At 25.9% G+C, this 16,131-nt stretch carries 19 protein-coding genes; 5 read left to right on the forward strand and 14 right to left on the reverse strand.

The features are described 5' to 3' along the window. Positions 1-23: 23 nt before the first annotated feature. From GE118_RS01735 to GE118_RS01780, 10 genes are all read right to left on the reverse strand, one after another. Entirely contained in the window at positions 24-2,675 is a 2,652-nt protein-coding gene (locus GE118_RS01735; RefSeq protein WP_158763734.1) for a hypothetical protein, read from the reverse strand. Between the two features lie 133 nt (positions 2,676-2,808). Then, positions 2,809-3,951 (reverse strand): anhydro-N-acetylmuramic acid kinase, encoded by a 1,143-nt coding sequence (locus tag GE118_RS01740; RefSeq protein ID WP_158763735.1) that lies wholly within the window; start codon positions 3,949-3,951, stop codon positions 2,809-2,811. Then, positions 3,941-5,029 (reverse strand): DUF871 domain-containing protein, encoded by a 1,089-nt coding sequence (locus tag GE118_RS01745; protein ID WP_158763736.1) that lies wholly within the window; start codon positions 5,027-5,029, stop codon positions 3,941-3,943. Before GE118_RS01745 ends, GE118_RS01740 begins: the two co-directional genes overlap by 11 nt. Then, positions 5,023-5,364: a hypothetical protein gene (locus GE118_RS01750; protein WP_158763737.1), complete on the reverse strand. Its 342-nt coding sequence runs from the start codon at positions 5,362-5,364 to the stop codon at positions 5,023-5,025. Before GE118_RS01750 ends, GE118_RS01745 begins: the two co-directional genes overlap by 7 nt. A 9-nt stretch (positions 5,365-5,373) precedes the next feature. Continuing rightward, a complete protein-coding gene (locus tag GE118_RS01755; protein ID WP_158763738.1) occupies positions 5,374-6,843 on the reverse strand; it encodes a PTS sugar transporter subunit IIC in 1,470 nt (489 codons plus the stop codon). After that, positions 6,843-7,151: a PTS sugar transporter subunit IIB gene (locus tag GE118_RS01760; RefSeq protein WP_158763739.1), complete on the reverse strand. Its 309-nt coding sequence runs from the start codon at positions 7,149-7,151 to the stop codon at positions 6,843-6,845. Before GE118_RS01760 ends, GE118_RS01755 begins: the two co-directional genes overlap by 1 nt. After that, the gene (locus GE118_RS01765) at positions 7,151-7,687 is read right to left on the reverse strand and encodes a hypothetical protein (protein WP_158763740.1); all 537 of its coding nucleotides are present in this window, start codon (positions 7,685-7,687) and stop codon (positions 7,151-7,153) included. The genes GE118_RS01760 and GE118_RS01765 overlap by 1 nt, the downstream gene beginning before the upstream one ends. Positions 7,688-7,697: 10 nt before the next feature. Further along, a complete protein-coding gene (locus tag GE118_RS01770) occupies positions 7,698-8,024 on the reverse strand; it encodes a PTS lactose/cellobiose transporter subunit IIA (RefSeq protein WP_158763741.1) in 327 nt (108 codons plus the stop codon). Then, positions 8,011-8,889 (reverse strand): N-acetylmuramic acid 6-phosphate etherase, encoded by an 879-nt coding sequence (locus GE118_RS01775; RefSeq protein ID WP_158763742.1) that lies wholly within the window; start codon positions 8,887-8,889, stop codon positions 8,011-8,013. Before GE118_RS01775 ends, GE118_RS01770 begins: the two co-directional genes overlap by 14 nt. Next, positions 8,889-9,932 carry an N-acetylmuramoyl-L-alanine amidase-like domain-containing protein gene (locus tag GE118_RS01780; RefSeq protein ID WP_158763743.1) on the reverse strand — a complete coding sequence of 348 codons (1,044 nt, stop codon included), beginning with the start codon at positions 9,930-9,932 and terminating at the stop codon, positions 8,889-8,891. Before GE118_RS01780 ends, GE118_RS01775 begins: the two co-directional genes overlap by 1 nt. A 102-nt stretch (positions 9,933-10,034) precedes the next feature. Between GE118_RS01780 and GE118_RS01785 the strand changes: the two genes are divergently transcribed. Genes GE118_RS01785 through GE118_RS01805 form a run of 5 tightly spaced genes read left to right on the forward strand, consistent with a single transcriptional unit; the run spans position 10,035 to position 13,775 of the window. After that, complete coding sequence (locus GE118_RS01785) at positions 10,035-10,799, forward strand: hypothetical protein (protein ID WP_158763744.1); 765 nt, start codon at positions 10,035-10,037, stop codon at positions 10,797-10,799. Positions 10,800-10,806: 7 nt separating this feature from the next. Beyond that, a complete protein-coding gene (gene nagA, locus GE118_RS01790; RefSeq protein WP_158763745.1) occupies positions 10,807-11,913 on the forward strand; it encodes an N-acetylglucosamine-6-phosphate deacetylase in 1,107 nt (368 codons plus the stop codon). Positions 11,914-11,915: 2 nt separating this feature from the next. Next, positions 11,916-12,647 carry a glucosamine-6-phosphate deaminase gene (gene nagB / locus GE118_RS01795; protein WP_158763746.1) on the forward strand — a complete coding sequence of 244 codons (732 nt, stop codon included), beginning with the start codon at positions 11,916-11,918 and terminating at the stop codon, positions 12,645-12,647. A 56-nt stretch (positions 12,648-12,703) separates the two neighbouring features. Continuing rightward, the gene (locus GE118_RS01800) at positions 12,704-13,543 is read left to right on the forward strand and encodes a DegV family protein (protein WP_158763747.1); all 840 of its coding nucleotides are present in this window, start codon (positions 12,704-12,706) and stop codon (positions 13,541-13,543) included. 1 nt (position 13,544) lies between these two features. Continuing rightward, a complete protein-coding gene (locus tag GE118_RS01805; protein WP_158763748.1) occupies positions 13,545-13,775 on the forward strand; it encodes a hypothetical protein in 231 nt (76 codons plus the stop codon). Between the two features lie 39 nt (positions 13,776-13,814). Here the strand turns inward: GE118_RS01805 and GE118_RS01810 are convergent, their stop codons facing one another. Genes GE118_RS01810 through GE118_RS01825 form a run of 4 tightly spaced genes read right to left on the reverse strand, consistent with a single transcriptional unit; the run spans position 13,815 to position 16,119 of the window. Continuing rightward, positions 13,815-14,594: a hypothetical protein gene (locus GE118_RS01810; RefSeq protein WP_158763749.1), complete on the reverse strand. Its 780-nt coding sequence runs from the start codon at positions 14,592-14,594 to the stop codon at positions 13,815-13,817. Continuing rightward, the gene (pgsA, locus tag GE118_RS01815; protein WP_158763750.1) at positions 14,594-15,268 is read right to left on the reverse strand and encodes a CDP-diacylglycerol--glycerol-3-phosphate 3-phosphatidyltransferase; all 675 of its coding nucleotides are present in this window, start codon (positions 15,266-15,268) and stop codon (positions 14,594-14,596) included. Before pgsA ends, GE118_RS01810 begins: the two co-directional genes overlap by 1 nt. Beyond that, positions 15,237-15,782: an MHJ_0274 family protein gene (locus GE118_RS01820; protein ID WP_158763751.1), complete on the reverse strand. Its 546-nt coding sequence runs from the start codon at positions 15,780-15,782 to the stop codon at positions 15,237-15,239. The genes pgsA and GE118_RS01820 overlap by 32 nt, the downstream gene beginning before the upstream one ends. 7 nt (positions 15,783-15,789) lie before the next feature. Beyond that, positions 15,790-16,119, reverse strand: a complete 330-nt coding sequence (locus GE118_RS01825) for a hypothetical protein (RefSeq protein ID WP_158763752.1) — start codon at positions 16,117-16,119, stop codon at positions 15,790-15,792. Positions 16,120-16,131: the final 12 nt, after the last annotated feature.

Here is a 16,131-nt window from a genome sequence, read left to right on the forward strand (position 1 = left end):
AGGTGATGTGTTTTATTTTGCGATTAAGCAGTAGGTTGGGTTGATGAGTTTAATCATTGAGTCATAAATGAATAAAGGGTAGTGATGTTGTTATCAACTACTACAATAGCAGTTACTGCTTGTGATAGAGTTAATCCGTTGATGTAGTTTCTTGAATTTGGTTTAGCAAATACTCCATTATCTTTATAAACTTCTTCAACAGTTGATTTAATTTGTTTGATTGTTGCACTAATTAAAGGACTAGCAGCAGTTATAGCTTTTTGGTAATCACTTTCATTAATAGCTCTATATCTTGATCTATTGTATCCTACAAGTCATAATATTTCACTTTTCATAGAAGTTACAGTTTCGTTATATGTTGTTAAATATTCACTATTTAAAACATTAACATCTGCTTTCATTTTTTCAATTAATGCAAGCGTGTCTGCTTTATTTTTTTCTAAGGTAGCAATAGTTTGCTCTAAATAAGTAATATATTGTTTTGCACGATCAACCGCACTTTGTTTAGCTGATATTTTAATAAACGCAAGTCAGCTTGTATCTTTTTTAGCTTCCTCTAATTCTTTTTCTTTATCTGGTAATGTATCTTTTTCATTTTTTAATAAGTCTTTATTATGGTTGATCATTTTGTCAAATGAAGTTTGTAGATCAGGATTTTGTCTTTCAACTTCTTTTAATAAAACAACATTCTTTAATTTATTTTCTAAATTTGATTTATCTTGTTTTGCTAAAGCATCTAATTCATTTGTAGCTGCTACAATTGCATTATAATCTTTTGCTGCTTCAACTAAAGTTGTTAAAGCTTGGTGTTTTGCTTTAATGTCAGCAATATCAGTAGCTAAATCAGTATTATAAACATCAATAATTTCAGTTTGAACTGTAGATAATAATTGTTTAGATGTAGCTAATTGAGTTTCTAATAATTGATTAATGGTATTTATTGCATCGTTTAAGTCAGTTATACCTTGTTTTAAGCTGTTAAAATCATTATTTTGATCAATATAGTTATCAGTATATTTATCAATTAAATCTTTAAGTGGTTGTAAGGTATCTGCAAGATAGTAAGTTTTATTAGCTTCATAAAATTCATTAGCTTTATCTCTAGCTTTTTTAACAAGTTGCTTAATATTACCATCTATTGAAGCTTTGATTAAACTTAATTGATTAAATAATCATTCATAATTAGTTTTTTGAAGCATCGTATTATTAACGTTTGATACAGAAGTAAAAATTGATTCTAATTGATCAAAAGTAGGTTTAGCTTTAGCTTCTGCTGAATTAGGTTGATTATTTTGTTCTAAAGTAGCTTTTAAGCTTTGAATTAAACTAGATACTAAATCTTTTAAATCTTTTGTATAAGTAGTTAGCAATAATTGATAATTAGCTTTAGTATTAGCATAATCTTTATCTTGCATATTAGCTGTTAGATCGTTTATTATGCTATCTAAATTGCTTAAGCTATTTGCTTGATCAGGATGTTTTTGTTTAAATTGTTCAATTGAAGCTAATGATTTTTGTACTTCTGTATTTAAATCAGCATTCATTTGTTCAATAGTAGCTAATTTTTGATCAATTTTAGTTGCTAAATCATCTAATAAATTATTAATATCACGTTTTTTACTAATTAAATCACTATTTGTATCTAAATTAATTTCTAATAATTGTTGTTTAATAGTTGCTAAATCAACTAAATAATCTTTAGTTAAATCGCTTGGTAATTTAGCTAAAACTTGATCTTTTTTAGCAGTTAATTTTTGATATACATCTTTATTTTCTTCTCTTAATAAATTAACTTTAACTACTTCTTGAGCTAAATTAGAAGTAGATTGAGTTAAATCAACATATGAAGAATTAGCATTTAATTCTTTAGCTCTAGCTAATAAAGAAGCTAAATCTTGATTGTATAATCCATTAACTACTTGTTCTGCTTTTGTAATTTCTTCTTGAAGTTTATTCAACTGAGTTTGTTTTAAGTTGGTTAAATCAACTTGAGCTTTGTTTAGTAATTGTTCTAGTTGTTGCATTGCATCATTAGTAGCTTCTAGGGTTGAATTTTTTTGAACATCCAATGCTTGAAGTTTATCATTTAATGATTTTGCTAATTCTTGTGCAAGATAATTAGCAATAGCAAAATCTTTAGCTTTAGTAGCTAAAGTTTGATAATCATTGTACGCTTTAGCTTTATTGCTAATAGTTTGTTCTAATTCTTGTTTTGCTTGGGTTAAAGTTGTTTTTTGATTATTTAATACATCTAAAGTTGCATTATTGCTTGGAGCTTGTTGTTTTAAATTTTGATATTTATCTAAGTCATTTTTTGATAAATATTCATTAGTTAATAAAGGTTTGATAGCTTCAAGTAATTGATTAACCATTTGGGTTAATGATGTTTTAGTATTGTTGTATTCTGATACTAAACTATTGTATTTGGTACTTAATTTTTCAAAATCATTTTCATTGTTTAAACTGTTTTTTAAATCATTGACTTTATCTTTAGATAATAAAGCTAATTCCTCAGGTTTTTTAGATAAAAATGTATTGATTTTATCCTTTAATTCTTTAATTTTACTATTATCTACCTGTGGTTTGGTTTCATTACAAGCTACTGCTATTGTACTAGCAATAGCCATGCTTGAAGTACTTGAAAGTACTAATAAAAACTTACTTATCTTTCTCATAATTATAAATTATATATATATATATATAATGTTGAAAATAGTTATAAAACATGCTCTAATTTTATGGAAATTTACACATATAATCCCTAATTTTCTTAGTTAAAAGAAAAACACATCACAAGTGTGATGTGTTTTATTTATAGTAAGCAATTTTACCTAAAATACAAGGTTTATCTGCTCCTGTTGCAGAAGGTAAATTACCCGGAAGATGATTGAATGTTAAATAACCTAAAATAGCAAAAGCAATTGCTTCTTTAGCATCAGGATTTATATTTAGCTTACTACTTGAATACACTTTAATAGGATTTAATAATTTCTTTAAATGATTAACTAAAGTGCTATTGCTTGCTCCTCCACCTGAAAGATAAACTTGGTATTTAGTATCAGGTTGGATAATAAATTGTTTATAGCTATTAGCTATAACCAAAGCAGTAAAATAAGTTACACTAGCAACAAAATCATACTTATCAACATTGGGAAACAAGGTTAATAATTGGTTAAAAAAGTTAATAGAATATTTTTCTCTACCAGTAGATTTAGGTGGGATTAAATCATAATAATTATCATTTAATAAATATAAAATCATTGAGTGATTAATTTTACCTAAAACAGCAATATCACCATTAGCATCATAATCTAAGTTAAAAAAGTGTTTAACAGCTAGATCTATTAATACATTACCTGGACCATTATCAAATGCAAAACAAGATTGAGGATCGTTATTTATTACTGAAACATTAGAAATTCCGCCAATGTTTTGGAATAATAAAACTTTATTAGTTTGATGAAACAAAAGTCATTCAGGACAAGGAACCAAAGGAGCTCCTTGACCATTATTGGCTATATCACTAGGTCTAAAATCACCAATTACATTTAATTGAGTTAATTGACTTAAAACACTAATATCACCTAGCTGTAAAGTACTTTTAGTTTCAGAGTCTTTAGGATCAATTAAATGATAAATGGTTTGACCGTGAGAAGCAATGAAGCTAATTTGATCTTTATTAAGATCAAATTCCTTAATAAATTGATTAACTTGATTAGCATAAAAGATTGCAAGTTCAAAATTTAATGAACATAAATCTCTAGCATAAATTAAAGAATTAAAAGATTTTAAAATCTTATCTTTTAATTCTTTGGGATAACTATAAGTTTTAAAAGCTAACAATTTAGTTTTAATATTAGATGAAGAAGGATGAATTTCACAATAAGCAACATCTAAACCATCACAACTTGTACCACTCATTAATCCTAATGCATAAGTTTTATTTATCAAATTTAAACCTTTCTAAAGGTTTAACCAAATCTAATAACATAACTTCATCTGGATGAATTTTAGCTACTAGGTTTTTACCTAAATCAACATTATCACAATCTTTAAGTACAATTTGTAATTCTCCTTTATATTGAGCATAATTAGAATTACAAATTACTACATCACCTTTATATAACTTTGTAGGTGTATTATTTGGTTTAAAATCATAATTTTTATATTTAACTCTAGAAGCAGTAGATCTAATAAAATATTCATTAGTATCTCCACGTCTAAAATGATGATTTAAAAATAAGATTTCATTATCTAAATCAGTATTATTAACTAAAGATTCTTTAGTTAATCTAAATGATTTATATTCACTATCAATCATACTTAAAGCTTTTAATTCATCTTCATTTGCAAATGAATTACCAATAATAACATCATCAATTAATTCTGTAGCATAAAGTAATTTAGTTTGAGCTACAATATCTAAATCTCTACATATTTCCATTGAGCATAATCCATGATTTAACTCTCAAGGACCTATGCTAGCATTATTTGAAGTAACAAAAGCTGCAGTTTTGATGTAGTTTTGTTTAAATTTAGCTGTAATTTTGGTAAAAAATTCATATGATAAACCAGTATATCTTTGAGGATAAAAATTATGACTAGCTCATAATTTTGATTTCTTTGGATGATAAGAAAGTATATTATCAAAATACTTATTATCATTTGAAATATTAATTTCAATGATTAAATCTTGCTCATTGAAAGTCATATCTGCTTCTTTTTTACCATCAAATCCCATATCTAATCTAATGCCATCAGCTTTTAATTGTTTAAAGAAAGTTAAATCATTGTATGATGCATTAAATTGATCAAAGACTCTAGGATTAACATCTAAAATTACTATCATATTTTTGCTATGAATATAATCATTGATTGATGAAAAAGTTTGAATTAATTGTTCTTTAGATTCTTTAGCACTTAATAAACAAGAAAATACTCGTTTAAAACCATATTTTGCAGCAGTATCAATATAAGCAATTATTTGATTGTAATCTTGTTTTTCTGGATAAATTGAAATACCTAACATTTTGTTCCTTTGTTATTATTGTTGTTAAATTTAGCTTCTTTTAGTTTTTTAGTTTTATGTTCTTTTCATTTGTTTCATCGTTCAAGAAATACAGCAGTTCATATTCCAAAAAAGAACATACAAGGATAAGAGGTAGCGTATAAAGTGATATTAAAATTGACCTTAGCTATAACCATTGGCAATCCAATAATAAAAATTAATAAAAATGGTCCAAGTAAGAAAATTCAAGTTTTAATTTTAGCAAATATTAAAGTATGTGTATTTAAGTAATTAGCAATTAAATAACTAATGGTTAATACTGCTATTCAAGAGATATAAATATATCATTCAATCATTATTTATCCTTAAGAAGCAGAAACACCTTTAAATCTATTTCTTATAGATCTAGATTTAAGTTCTTTAGTTACTTGTTCTCTAATTTCTTTAGCATCATATTCAAGGTTAGCTTTTTTAGCTTCTTCAATTCTTTCAGTAATTACCATTTCAATTTCTTCTTTAAGCATTTTATTGTCATAAAGTTTAGCAAATGGTAATCAAATTAAAGCACTAATAGCCATTAAAACAAAAGTTAATACTAAAGCTTTTCAATCTAAACCAGTTGATAAAAATGCACCAACAGGAGTTGGTAATGTTCAACCAACTAAGTTAATTGGGGTTGCTACAATATTAAATTTTAAAGCTAAGAATGATACAGTTCCTAAAGCTAAAGGACTTAATATCGCAGGAATAGCTAAAATCGGATTTAATACTAATGGATAACCAAAGATAATTGGTTCATTAATATTAAAAATACCAGGTAGAATTGAAGGATAAGTTACAGAACGAATGTATTTACTTTTAGCAATTAATAACATTACAATAATTAATCCAAAAGTAGCTCCAGCTCCTCCAATTCAAACAAATCATTGGAAAAATGGTTCAACAATAATGTTTGCACCATCTTTAACGTATAATTGTGAAAGTTTTAAACTTTGTTGTAAGGTTTGGTTTTGAGCTAAAGCAATTAATCAAAATGGTCTAGCTAAAGAACCTATAACTGCAAGTCCATGAACCCCTGCAATTCATAATAGCATAACAAAGACAACTACTACAAAAAATCCAAAGTAGTTATTACCAGCAAAAATTGATTGTAATGGTGAGAATAAGAAGTTCATATAACTATGAATATCAAATTTACCTAAGTTAAAAATTAAAGCTGCAGGTATCATCACAAATAACATTGGAATTAAAGCGTTAAATGGTTTTGCAACTACACTTGGGACACTTTTTGGTAGTCTTATTGTGATTTTGTATTTAATACAAAATCTAAACATTTCAACTGAAGCTATAGCAATGACAAAACCACCAAAAATAGTTGCAGTACCAAAGCTTCCAGTAGTAAATGATGGATTACCTATAGTTTTATAAGTAGGTCCAACAATTGACATTAAATAAGCAATAATAGCAATTAATACCGCTTGTTGATCATCTAATTTATAGGATTTAGCTAAACTTCGTGCAACTCCTATAACTGCAAAAAATCCAAGCATTGGGTATGTTAATCGATATGGTAAGATCAATAATGAGGCATATCTACCGTTTTGAATTGGTAATAATACATTAACTCCTAATGTATTATTTTTCCCAATTGGGAAAAAGAATATAAATAAAAAGGTTGAACCAATTAATAAAATTGGAATAGTTGAAATCATTCCATTTCTAATTGCTTCAATATAGCGGTTATTACCTAATTTAGCCATAATTGGCATAAATGTATGCTCAACTGATTGGAAAAATTTAGTCATTCCGCTAGTGAATGCGTTTTTAGCGTGCATTATTCCTCCAATACTTTTGCTATATTTGTTAATAATTTATTAGTTCCTAATGGTGAATATTCAGCCATTGAAATTTGATAAATCTTTTTATTTCTTGAACTTGCAATTTCTTGCATTTGTTCAAATTTATGTTTGATTTGAGGAGCAACAAGCAAGATATCAAAATCTTTATCATATTCATCAATTTCATTTGCACCAATAGCATCAGCACTAAAATTGTTGATATTCAGCTTTTTTGCTTCTTTTTCTAGTGCTTGAATCAGCATAAATGTGCTCATTCCACCAGAACAAATTAATAGTATTTTCATTATGCACTAACCTTTCTTTTACTAATAATATAAATAGTTAGTTTGTTAATTAATAAAACACCTACTATTGCAAAATAAACAAACACTACTGATAAAAGACTATATTTAATAACAGTATTAGTTGCTTGAGCAATAGCTAAAGAATCTTTAGCAATTATTTGTCCATTAGATGCTAAATCTAATGGTGTTGTAGTTTTATAACTAAAAGCACTATAAATGACAACTACTACACTTACTAAAGTTAATAATCCACCATAAATTAAGGTGTATAAGTTGCTTTTTTGTTTTACTGCTTCTTTATCTTTAATCATTGCTGAAGCAAATTTAAGATAAAAGAATACTGCTAAACTAGTAAAGAAAGCCATTAAAATTACTGTTACAATAAAATTAGTATTTGAATAATTTAAATTACTTTGAGTAAACACACCTTTCTTTTCTTCTAATAAAGTTGGAACAAAAGAAAGAGTTGCAACAATAGATAAAATTGTACTAATTAAACTAAAACTAAATATTTTGTTTAACTTTGATTTAAACATTTTTACCTTTCTAAGTGAGTTTAGACTCAAACTTTTTGATAAATAAAAGCATTTTTTCAGCCATTATTAATGCATTTTCAGCAGACATAAATTGATCTTCTGCATGCACTAGTAATAATGAAATATTACTTTTTTCTTCTTGAGCTTCAATGGTCAATAGTTCCATATGAGCTTGATGAGTTTTATTTAAAAGGGTTTTACCTTCTTTAATTTTTGAGTTTGCAAGATCATAATTTAATTCCAAAGCACAATCATATGCTTCTAAAAACAAGGCTTTAGCTTCTCCGCTATAAGCTATAATCTCAAAACAAGCTAATTCAATTTTATTTTTCTCCATATATTTCCTTATATTTGTTTAATGCTTGATCATAAGTTAAATTATCTTCAATCATCATTAAAGATAATTTAACGTTTTTAGTTTGTTTAAAAACTTGTTCAATTAAGTTTAAATCAGCTTTAGTTATTGATTTAATCATATTAATACATCTTTGTTCTAATTTGTAATTAGTTGGCACTAGGTTGATCATATAGTTGTTTTGAACATAACCTAGTTTAATCATGATGGTTGAAGAGATGATATTACATACCATTTTTTGACTAGTTCCAGCTTTCATTCTAGTAGATCCAGTAATAGCTTCAGGACCTGTTTTAATTGAAACAAAAACTGTTGGCAAAGCTTGATAATCTGAATGTTCTACATTACAAATTAATGCAGAATCAGCATTAATTTGTTTAGCATATTTAATACCACTAATAACATAAGGAGTTCTACCACTAGCTGCTAAACCTACTAAAAAGTCATTGCTATTAAAATTAATGCTTTTTAAATCCTCTATTGCTGCTAAAGAATTATCTTCTGCACCTTCAATTGCTTTACATAAAGCTTCTTCTCCACCAGCAATTAAAGCTATAACTTTATCATCTATACCAAATGTTGGATAAATCTCAGTAGCATCTAATACACCAATGCGACCACTAGTTCCAGCACCAATATAAATCAATCTTCCTCCATTTTTGATCTTTTTATAAGCTAAATCAATAATCTTTGCAATTTGTTCGCTGACTAATCCAACTTCTTTAGCCACAAGTTGGTCTTCATAATTAATTTTTCTTACAATATCTAGAGATGATAAATTAGATAAATTTTTAGTTCTTGGATTAGATTGTTCTGTATCTAATGTATGAATTAAATTTTTAGTCATTAAAGAGTTCGATAAACTAAAATACCAGGTACCTTAGCTACATCATATGGTTTATTATTTTTAGAATCGAAATTACGATCTTTGATGTAATCTACTAATTTAATATCTCTAACTGCATCAGGGTTTTTAGCTGTACCTTTAGCGTTTCGATAATATGCTACACCGTCTTTAAAGATTAAATAACCACAGTGAGTTACATCTAATCAAGTGTTTAATCCACCAGATGCACCTGCAGCTAGCATTATTAAATCACCATCTTTAAAATACTTAGCTAATAATTGATCACTTAAAGCTGATGCTTTTAAATATTTAATAGTGCGTTTTTCAATTGGTACTGTTTTAAGTACTGGTTCAAGTTTACCTTTAACATCTTTACCATTTTTGTTAAAGGTGTGTTCAACTACTATATTATTGTAGTCATCACCTAAAAGATCTTTAGTCAATAAGTCTTGAGCAATTTTAACTGGACTATAAGCTCAGTCAGTAAAGAAGTGTCTTCTATTGCTGTATGAAACTTGACCATTAACATATCTTGTATTTTTTAATGCTTCAATAAATGTATTTCAATCTCTAGCATTTAAGATCGCATTAACATAATCAAAATAAGTAAAGCAATCTAAATCAACAATATCTGCTACTAATACTTCAGGATTATTAGCATCTCCTATTAATCTATTAGCAACATATTTAGTTCCTAATAACGCTTCACTAATTTTGCTAATTAATTCATTTTTAGTAATATTAGGATTATTTTGTTTTAATTGCTTTTTAAGAGCTATAAGTTCTGCAACTTTTTGCATACTTTTATCATTTGTTAAAACTGTAGTGTTTGTAGAACTATCTAAAGTAACATTTTTAATATATTGGTTACTTGTAGATAAATCATTAGTTAATTTTTTATTTGTAGCTTCTAAATCTACAACTTTTTTAGCTAAATCATTGTTCTGCTTAGCACTTTCAGGTACTGAACAAGATACTGCTAAAGCTATTGGAGCAATAGCAGAGCCTAGACTTAAAAGGGATACAAATTTATTTAGTTTCATATTAACCTCCAACTTTTATTACTACACCTTTATTTTATAAAATGTGAAAACGTTTTTTTAAAATATTTTACAAATTACTTTAAATTTTGTAAAATATTTTATATGAATAAAGAAAAAACAATGCTATCACATAATGATGCTTATATTCTAAAATTGATTAAAACAATTGACCATTATCCCGATCAAAATATTAATAAACATATTGCTCAAAGTTTATTGAATAAGGTTAAAAACAAAAAGAAGTTGTACAAAGCAACTACTTTTTGTGAAGAAATTGCAATAAGCCCTGCATCATTATCTATGTTTAGTAAAAAACTTAACTTCACTAATGTTAAGGAGTTGATTTTTATTCATAATAATTCACTTAATTTAGACAAAATTATTGATAAAGAAAAAAATCAACAACTAGTAAAAGCTGCTAATTTAATTAATAAGGCTAATAAAATCTTATTTATTGGAGTTAGTAGTTCAATTGCCTCTAACTTAGATTTTCACATAAAGCTAGTTAGAATGAATAAAAATTCGATCTTATTATGAAATAAATATGAACAAGTTGGTATTTCACGCATACTAACAAGTAAAGATGTTATAGTAATTAACTCAATTTCGTTATCACATAAGTGAATGATTGATGTCATTAAAAATACTGAAGCTAAAATTATTTTAATTTCATCATGAATTCCTAAAGAAATTGAAAATAAAGTTTCGTTCTTTTTTCAAATTAAAGGTAAAGAGCGTCATGATGGATTAAGACTCTTTACTTTAGAAGGTAGATTATTAATCACTGAAATTTATTACAAAATATTTAAAATACTAACCGAAGATTCAACTAACTACAAATATTTAGAAAAATCTGCTTATAGATAGGAGAATTATGGAAATTAAAAATATTACAATTGTTAATCATGATCAAACGATTAATAATGCTGATCTTGAAACACAAGAAGGAAAGATAATAAAAATTACTCCCAAAGAAGGAATGGGAGATTATTATTTAGTTCCTGGTTTTATTGATACTCATATTCATGGCTTTTATAATTATGATGTAATGCAAGGAAAAGAAGCTTGTAGTGTAATTTCTAAAGAACTAGCTAAACAAGGTACTACTAGCTTTATGCCTACAGCTATGACTGGATCTATGCAAGAAATGCAATTAGCTTTAAGTAATATTGCTAATAATTCAAATTGAACTAGTAAATTTCTTGGGATTCATATTGAAGGACCATTTATTGGATTAGCTAAAAAAGGAGCTCATGATCCAAAATATTTAATTGAAGCAACTAATAAGATTATTGATCAATTAAATACTAGTGCTAATGGTAAATTACGTAAAATATCATTTGATCCATTAATGGTAAGTTTAGATACAATGAAACACATGCAAGATAATAATATTATTCCTTCTATAGGTCATAGTGGTTGTAATTATGCTTTAGCAGAAGAATATTTTAACAATGGTTGTGATTCTGTATGTCATTTATGAAACGCTATGAGTGGAGTAGATTCAAGAAATCCAGGATTACTTCAAGCAGCATTAACTAATAATAATTGCTATGTGGAATTAATTTGTGATTTGTTTCATGTTAGCAAAGAAAGTATTTTGTTTACTAAAAAGAATAAAGATATTAGTTCAATTATTGCAGTTTCAGATGCTATAAAACCTGCTTATTATCAAGATGGAGATAATATTTCTGGTGGTATTGAAGTAACTAAAGAAGGTAAAAAAATTGTTCTTAAAGGAACTAATACAATTGCAGGTAGTGGAATTTGTATCCATGATGCATTTGTTAATTTAGTTAATATAGGTTTTAGTTTAAATGAAGCAGTTGCTATTACTTCATACAATGCTGCTAGACATTTAAAACTAAATGATTTAGGAATAATAGCAGTTAATAAAACTGCAGATTTTGTGTTATTAGATAAAAATGATTTATCTATTAAAGATGTATATATCAATGGAGCAAAAATTCAAAGAGGTTAAAAATGAAAGTTATTAAAACAAAAGATTATCAAGAAATGTCTCAAGTAGCATCACAAATGATTATTGATGCAATTAATAAGAAAAATGATTTAAAAATTTGCTTTGCAACTGGAGGAACTCCTGTTGGTACTTATGCAAATTTAATCCAAGCATATGATAATAAACAAGTATCATTTGATAAAATTACTACTTTTAATTTAGATGAATATGTTAATTTAGCTATTGAAAACCCTTGTTCTTATCATTATTTTATGAATCAAAAACTTTTTGATCATATTAATGTAGCTAAAAGCAAAATTAACTTCCCTAATGGAATTGGTAATATAGAACAAAATGCTAAAGATTATGAAGCAACTATTAAAAAGCATAATGGAATAGATTTTATGATTCTAGGAATAGGTACTAATGGTCATATAGCGTTTAATGAACCTGGATCAAAAATGACAGATCGTACTAGAGAAGTACATTTAACTAATAGTACTATTAAATCAAATCAAATTTATTTTAATGATATTTCAGAGGTTCCTAAAACTGCAATTTCTATGGGAATAGGAACCATTTTAGAGGCTAAACAAATTATTTTATTAGCTAATGGTGTATCTAAAGCTCAAGCAATTAAAGATACCATTGAAGGAGAAATTACATCATTAGTTCCTGCAAGTTTCTTACAAACTCATAAAAATGTAACTTTAATTATTGATCAAGAAGCAGCAAGTTTATTAGATAAAAATTAAAGTTATTTAACTTTTTAAGCACTAAAAGATTAAGGTTTTTAATATATAATTACATTATGAAAAAATTAGGTATTATTATTGATTCTTTTTCAGGTTTAACTAAAGAAGAAGCAAATCAACAAGGTTTTTTATTTTTACCTCTCCAAGTGGAAATTGATGGAGTAGTTTATGAAGATGGTATTGCTGATCATGTTGAAATATTAAAAAAATTAGCTACTGCTAATTCATTCTTATCATCATTACCAAAGCTTGAAACTATTGAAAAAGTATTACAAGAAGCTTTAAAAGACTTTGATGATGTTTTATATATTGGTTTAAGTGAAAATTTATCTTCAACAAGTAAGTATGTTAAATCTTTTGCCAAAGATTATAACAATGTTTATGTAGTAGATAATCATTTCTCAGGAACTCAATTTGTTGAAGTTGCAAATCATGCATTAAAACTATATCAAAATGATACTCCTATAGCAGATATAATTAAAAATATCGAATATATTTCGAACCAAAGTTTAACCTTATTAGTTCCTATTAAACTTGATTATATGATTAAAGGTGGAAGATTAACTGGGGTTAAAAAGTTCATTATGTCTGCTATTTCAATGATTCCAATTTTATCTTACTTACCTAATGGTACAGTTAGTCCAATTGCTCTTAAACGTACAATTAATGGTGCAATTAGCAAAACTATTGCTAAAGTTTTAGAATTTTGTGATGAAATTGGTGAAAGTACAATTAATTTAATTCATGGAATTGATGAAAAAGTTAACAATTTAGTCAAACAAGCATTAAAACAAAATAATATTACAATACAAAACACTTCAACTACTTCTTCAGTAGTGGCTATTCATACAGGTCCTGAAGCTTTTTGTATTAATGTAATGCCAAAATTAAAGTAAAATGAATTGAAAATCTACATCTAATTTTTACTTACCCAATAATGACAAAGCTATTTATCAAACCATTAAATTAGCTAAAAAAATTGCAAAGAAAACTAAAACTGATGACATTGATTTAAAAGAGCATAAAAAGTCTAAATTCTTTTATTATCTAGCAATAATTGCTATGGTTTTAATCTTTTTAGCTTTTGTTGCTCTAGCGATTACTTTTATTATGTTAAAAATCAAATAAAAAAGCATTTTGTTTATTCAAAATGCTTTTTTTTAATGCTTAAAATCCATTAATTAAAGTTAAAAATGAAAATCCTAAACTAAATACAAAATAGGCCAAAATAGTATATGAAATAAAGATTGCGTTTTTAATTTGGTTTTTTTGCTCATATAAAGTAATTAAATATGATGCTAAAGAAACATAAATATTACTTGGAAATGAAAATAGATTCATATGTCTAACAGTTAATAATAAAATAAATAAAACTACTCATAAAATCGATACTACTTGAAAGAAATTTAAATCTAATTGGTCTTTAATTGGTCCTTGAGTAATAACTACTAATAAAATAAATAAAGCAATAAATCCTATATCAACCAAAACATTTTTTTGGTTGATGATAGTTACATCTTTATGTGATTTAGTAAAGCGAAATTTCTTTTTAATAATAATTCAAGTACTAGTAGCTAAAATAGTAGCTAATAAATGTACTAAGAATAAGTATAATAAATTAATATAATTAGCTTCTTTAGCACTATTGGTCAAAATAGTATGAATTAAATTACTAAAAGTAAATAATAAACTACCCATAGGATTAATAGTGGGTAGTATATTAGTGTTGTTTAAATTACTATTAATTGTTAAAACTTTATATAAAGAATAACCAATAATAGAAGTTAATAATACTCCTAAAGAGTATATGATAGGAAAAATAATTTTATATTTAATGAACTTATTGCCTAAATAAGTAGCAATAAAAGATACTAAGATCAATAAATATAAGCTTATTAATTCACTAAGTGCAATTTGTCAATTAAACGTTGTTTCTAATATGTTCATTATTTAACAAATTTTAAAGCTGCTTTTAAATATTGGTATCCTGAAATATAACTAAATGCAACAGCTATAATAATTGGTAAATTACCTAAATAATTAACTAAAATAATTGAAAGATTAGAACTAGTAAATAACAAAGCATTTAAATTTGTTGCGTTTGAATTAATACTAAATACAATAATTGAAATAAATAATGTAATAGCAATTCCAAAGCTTAATAATAATGTTTTGATTTTACCGTATTTATTGGCTGCAATTGAGTAATTGTGTTGAACTAAAATGGTTCTAGCTCCTGCAACTATTAAATCTCTTGCAATAAATAAAATTAACACTCATAATGGTAATAAATTAATAGTTGTTAAATAAATTAAAGCTGAGTTAGTAATTAATTTATCTGCAATTGGGTCAAATAATTTTCCAAAATCAGTGACTTGATTTTTTTCTCTTGCAATTTTTCCATCAAAATAATCAGTTACCATTGCTGCAATAAAAATTAATAAAATAAATACATTAATAACTATTAATTCAGTATTTTTTATAAAAAAGACAGCTTTATTTCAAGTGTAAATGTTATATCCTGCAACCATTAAGATAAACATTGGGATAAATAATAATAATCTTAAAATTGTTAGTTTATTGGGTGTATTAAGATTGTTTCAAAAGTTTTTGATATTCATTTTCAACCTCCATAGCTAATTCTTGTTGATCTTTAATTTCAATAACATCAGTTTCATTGATTTTTTCTAACTGTTGTTTGTAATTTTGAACATTTTTATTAAATCATTCTAAAACAAAAGGTAGTTTTTTAGTTCATAAATTACTATTGGTTTCTTTTAACATTAATAAATTCTTTTTAAAATCTAGATATTGTTCACTTTCGTCAATGTATGAACGATATTCAATTGAATTTAAAATTTTGTTAAGGTAACTATCTGATGCTTTAACTAAATCAGACATTTTATATTCACCAACACTAGGAACAAAATTTTCCATTTGTTTGCTGTTGTTTTGAATTAAAGCATCAATTTTTGCACAATTTTCATAAGCAAATATTGTAGCTTCTTTTTCAATCCGCTTAATTTCTTGTTGAGTTCTTTTTCTAGTGATACGATCTTTGATAAATGAATAAACAAAAAACACAGTCACTAATAAAAGTAATACTCCAACTAATATATATAAAGCTATATTCATAATACTCCTATTTCTTAATTTTTAATGATCATTTAGGATCTTTAATTACTTTAAATTCATCCATTTTACTATCTAACTCTTCAACAGTATAATTAGCTCCTGCTTTCATACTCCCATATAAAAAAGCACTAAAAGCTTTAAAGTCAAATGATGGTTTAGGTTGAACTAAAGTATATGTTACTCTACCTCCATTGCTTAAAGGTTCATTAATTTCAATTTCGGTATTTTTAACAATTTCTTTAATTCTAGCATTTAATTCTGAAACTTCTTTTTTAGCTTCGATTAATTGTTCTGCTAAAAGTTTAAGTTTTTCAATATCTGCTACTTTTTTATCCATAATTATTATACT

It is taken from the genome of Mycoplasma sp. NEAQ87857, assembly GCF_009792315.1.
Lineage (GTDB): Bacteria > Bacillota_I > Bacilli_A > Mycoplasmatales > Metamycoplasmataceae > Mycoplasmopsis.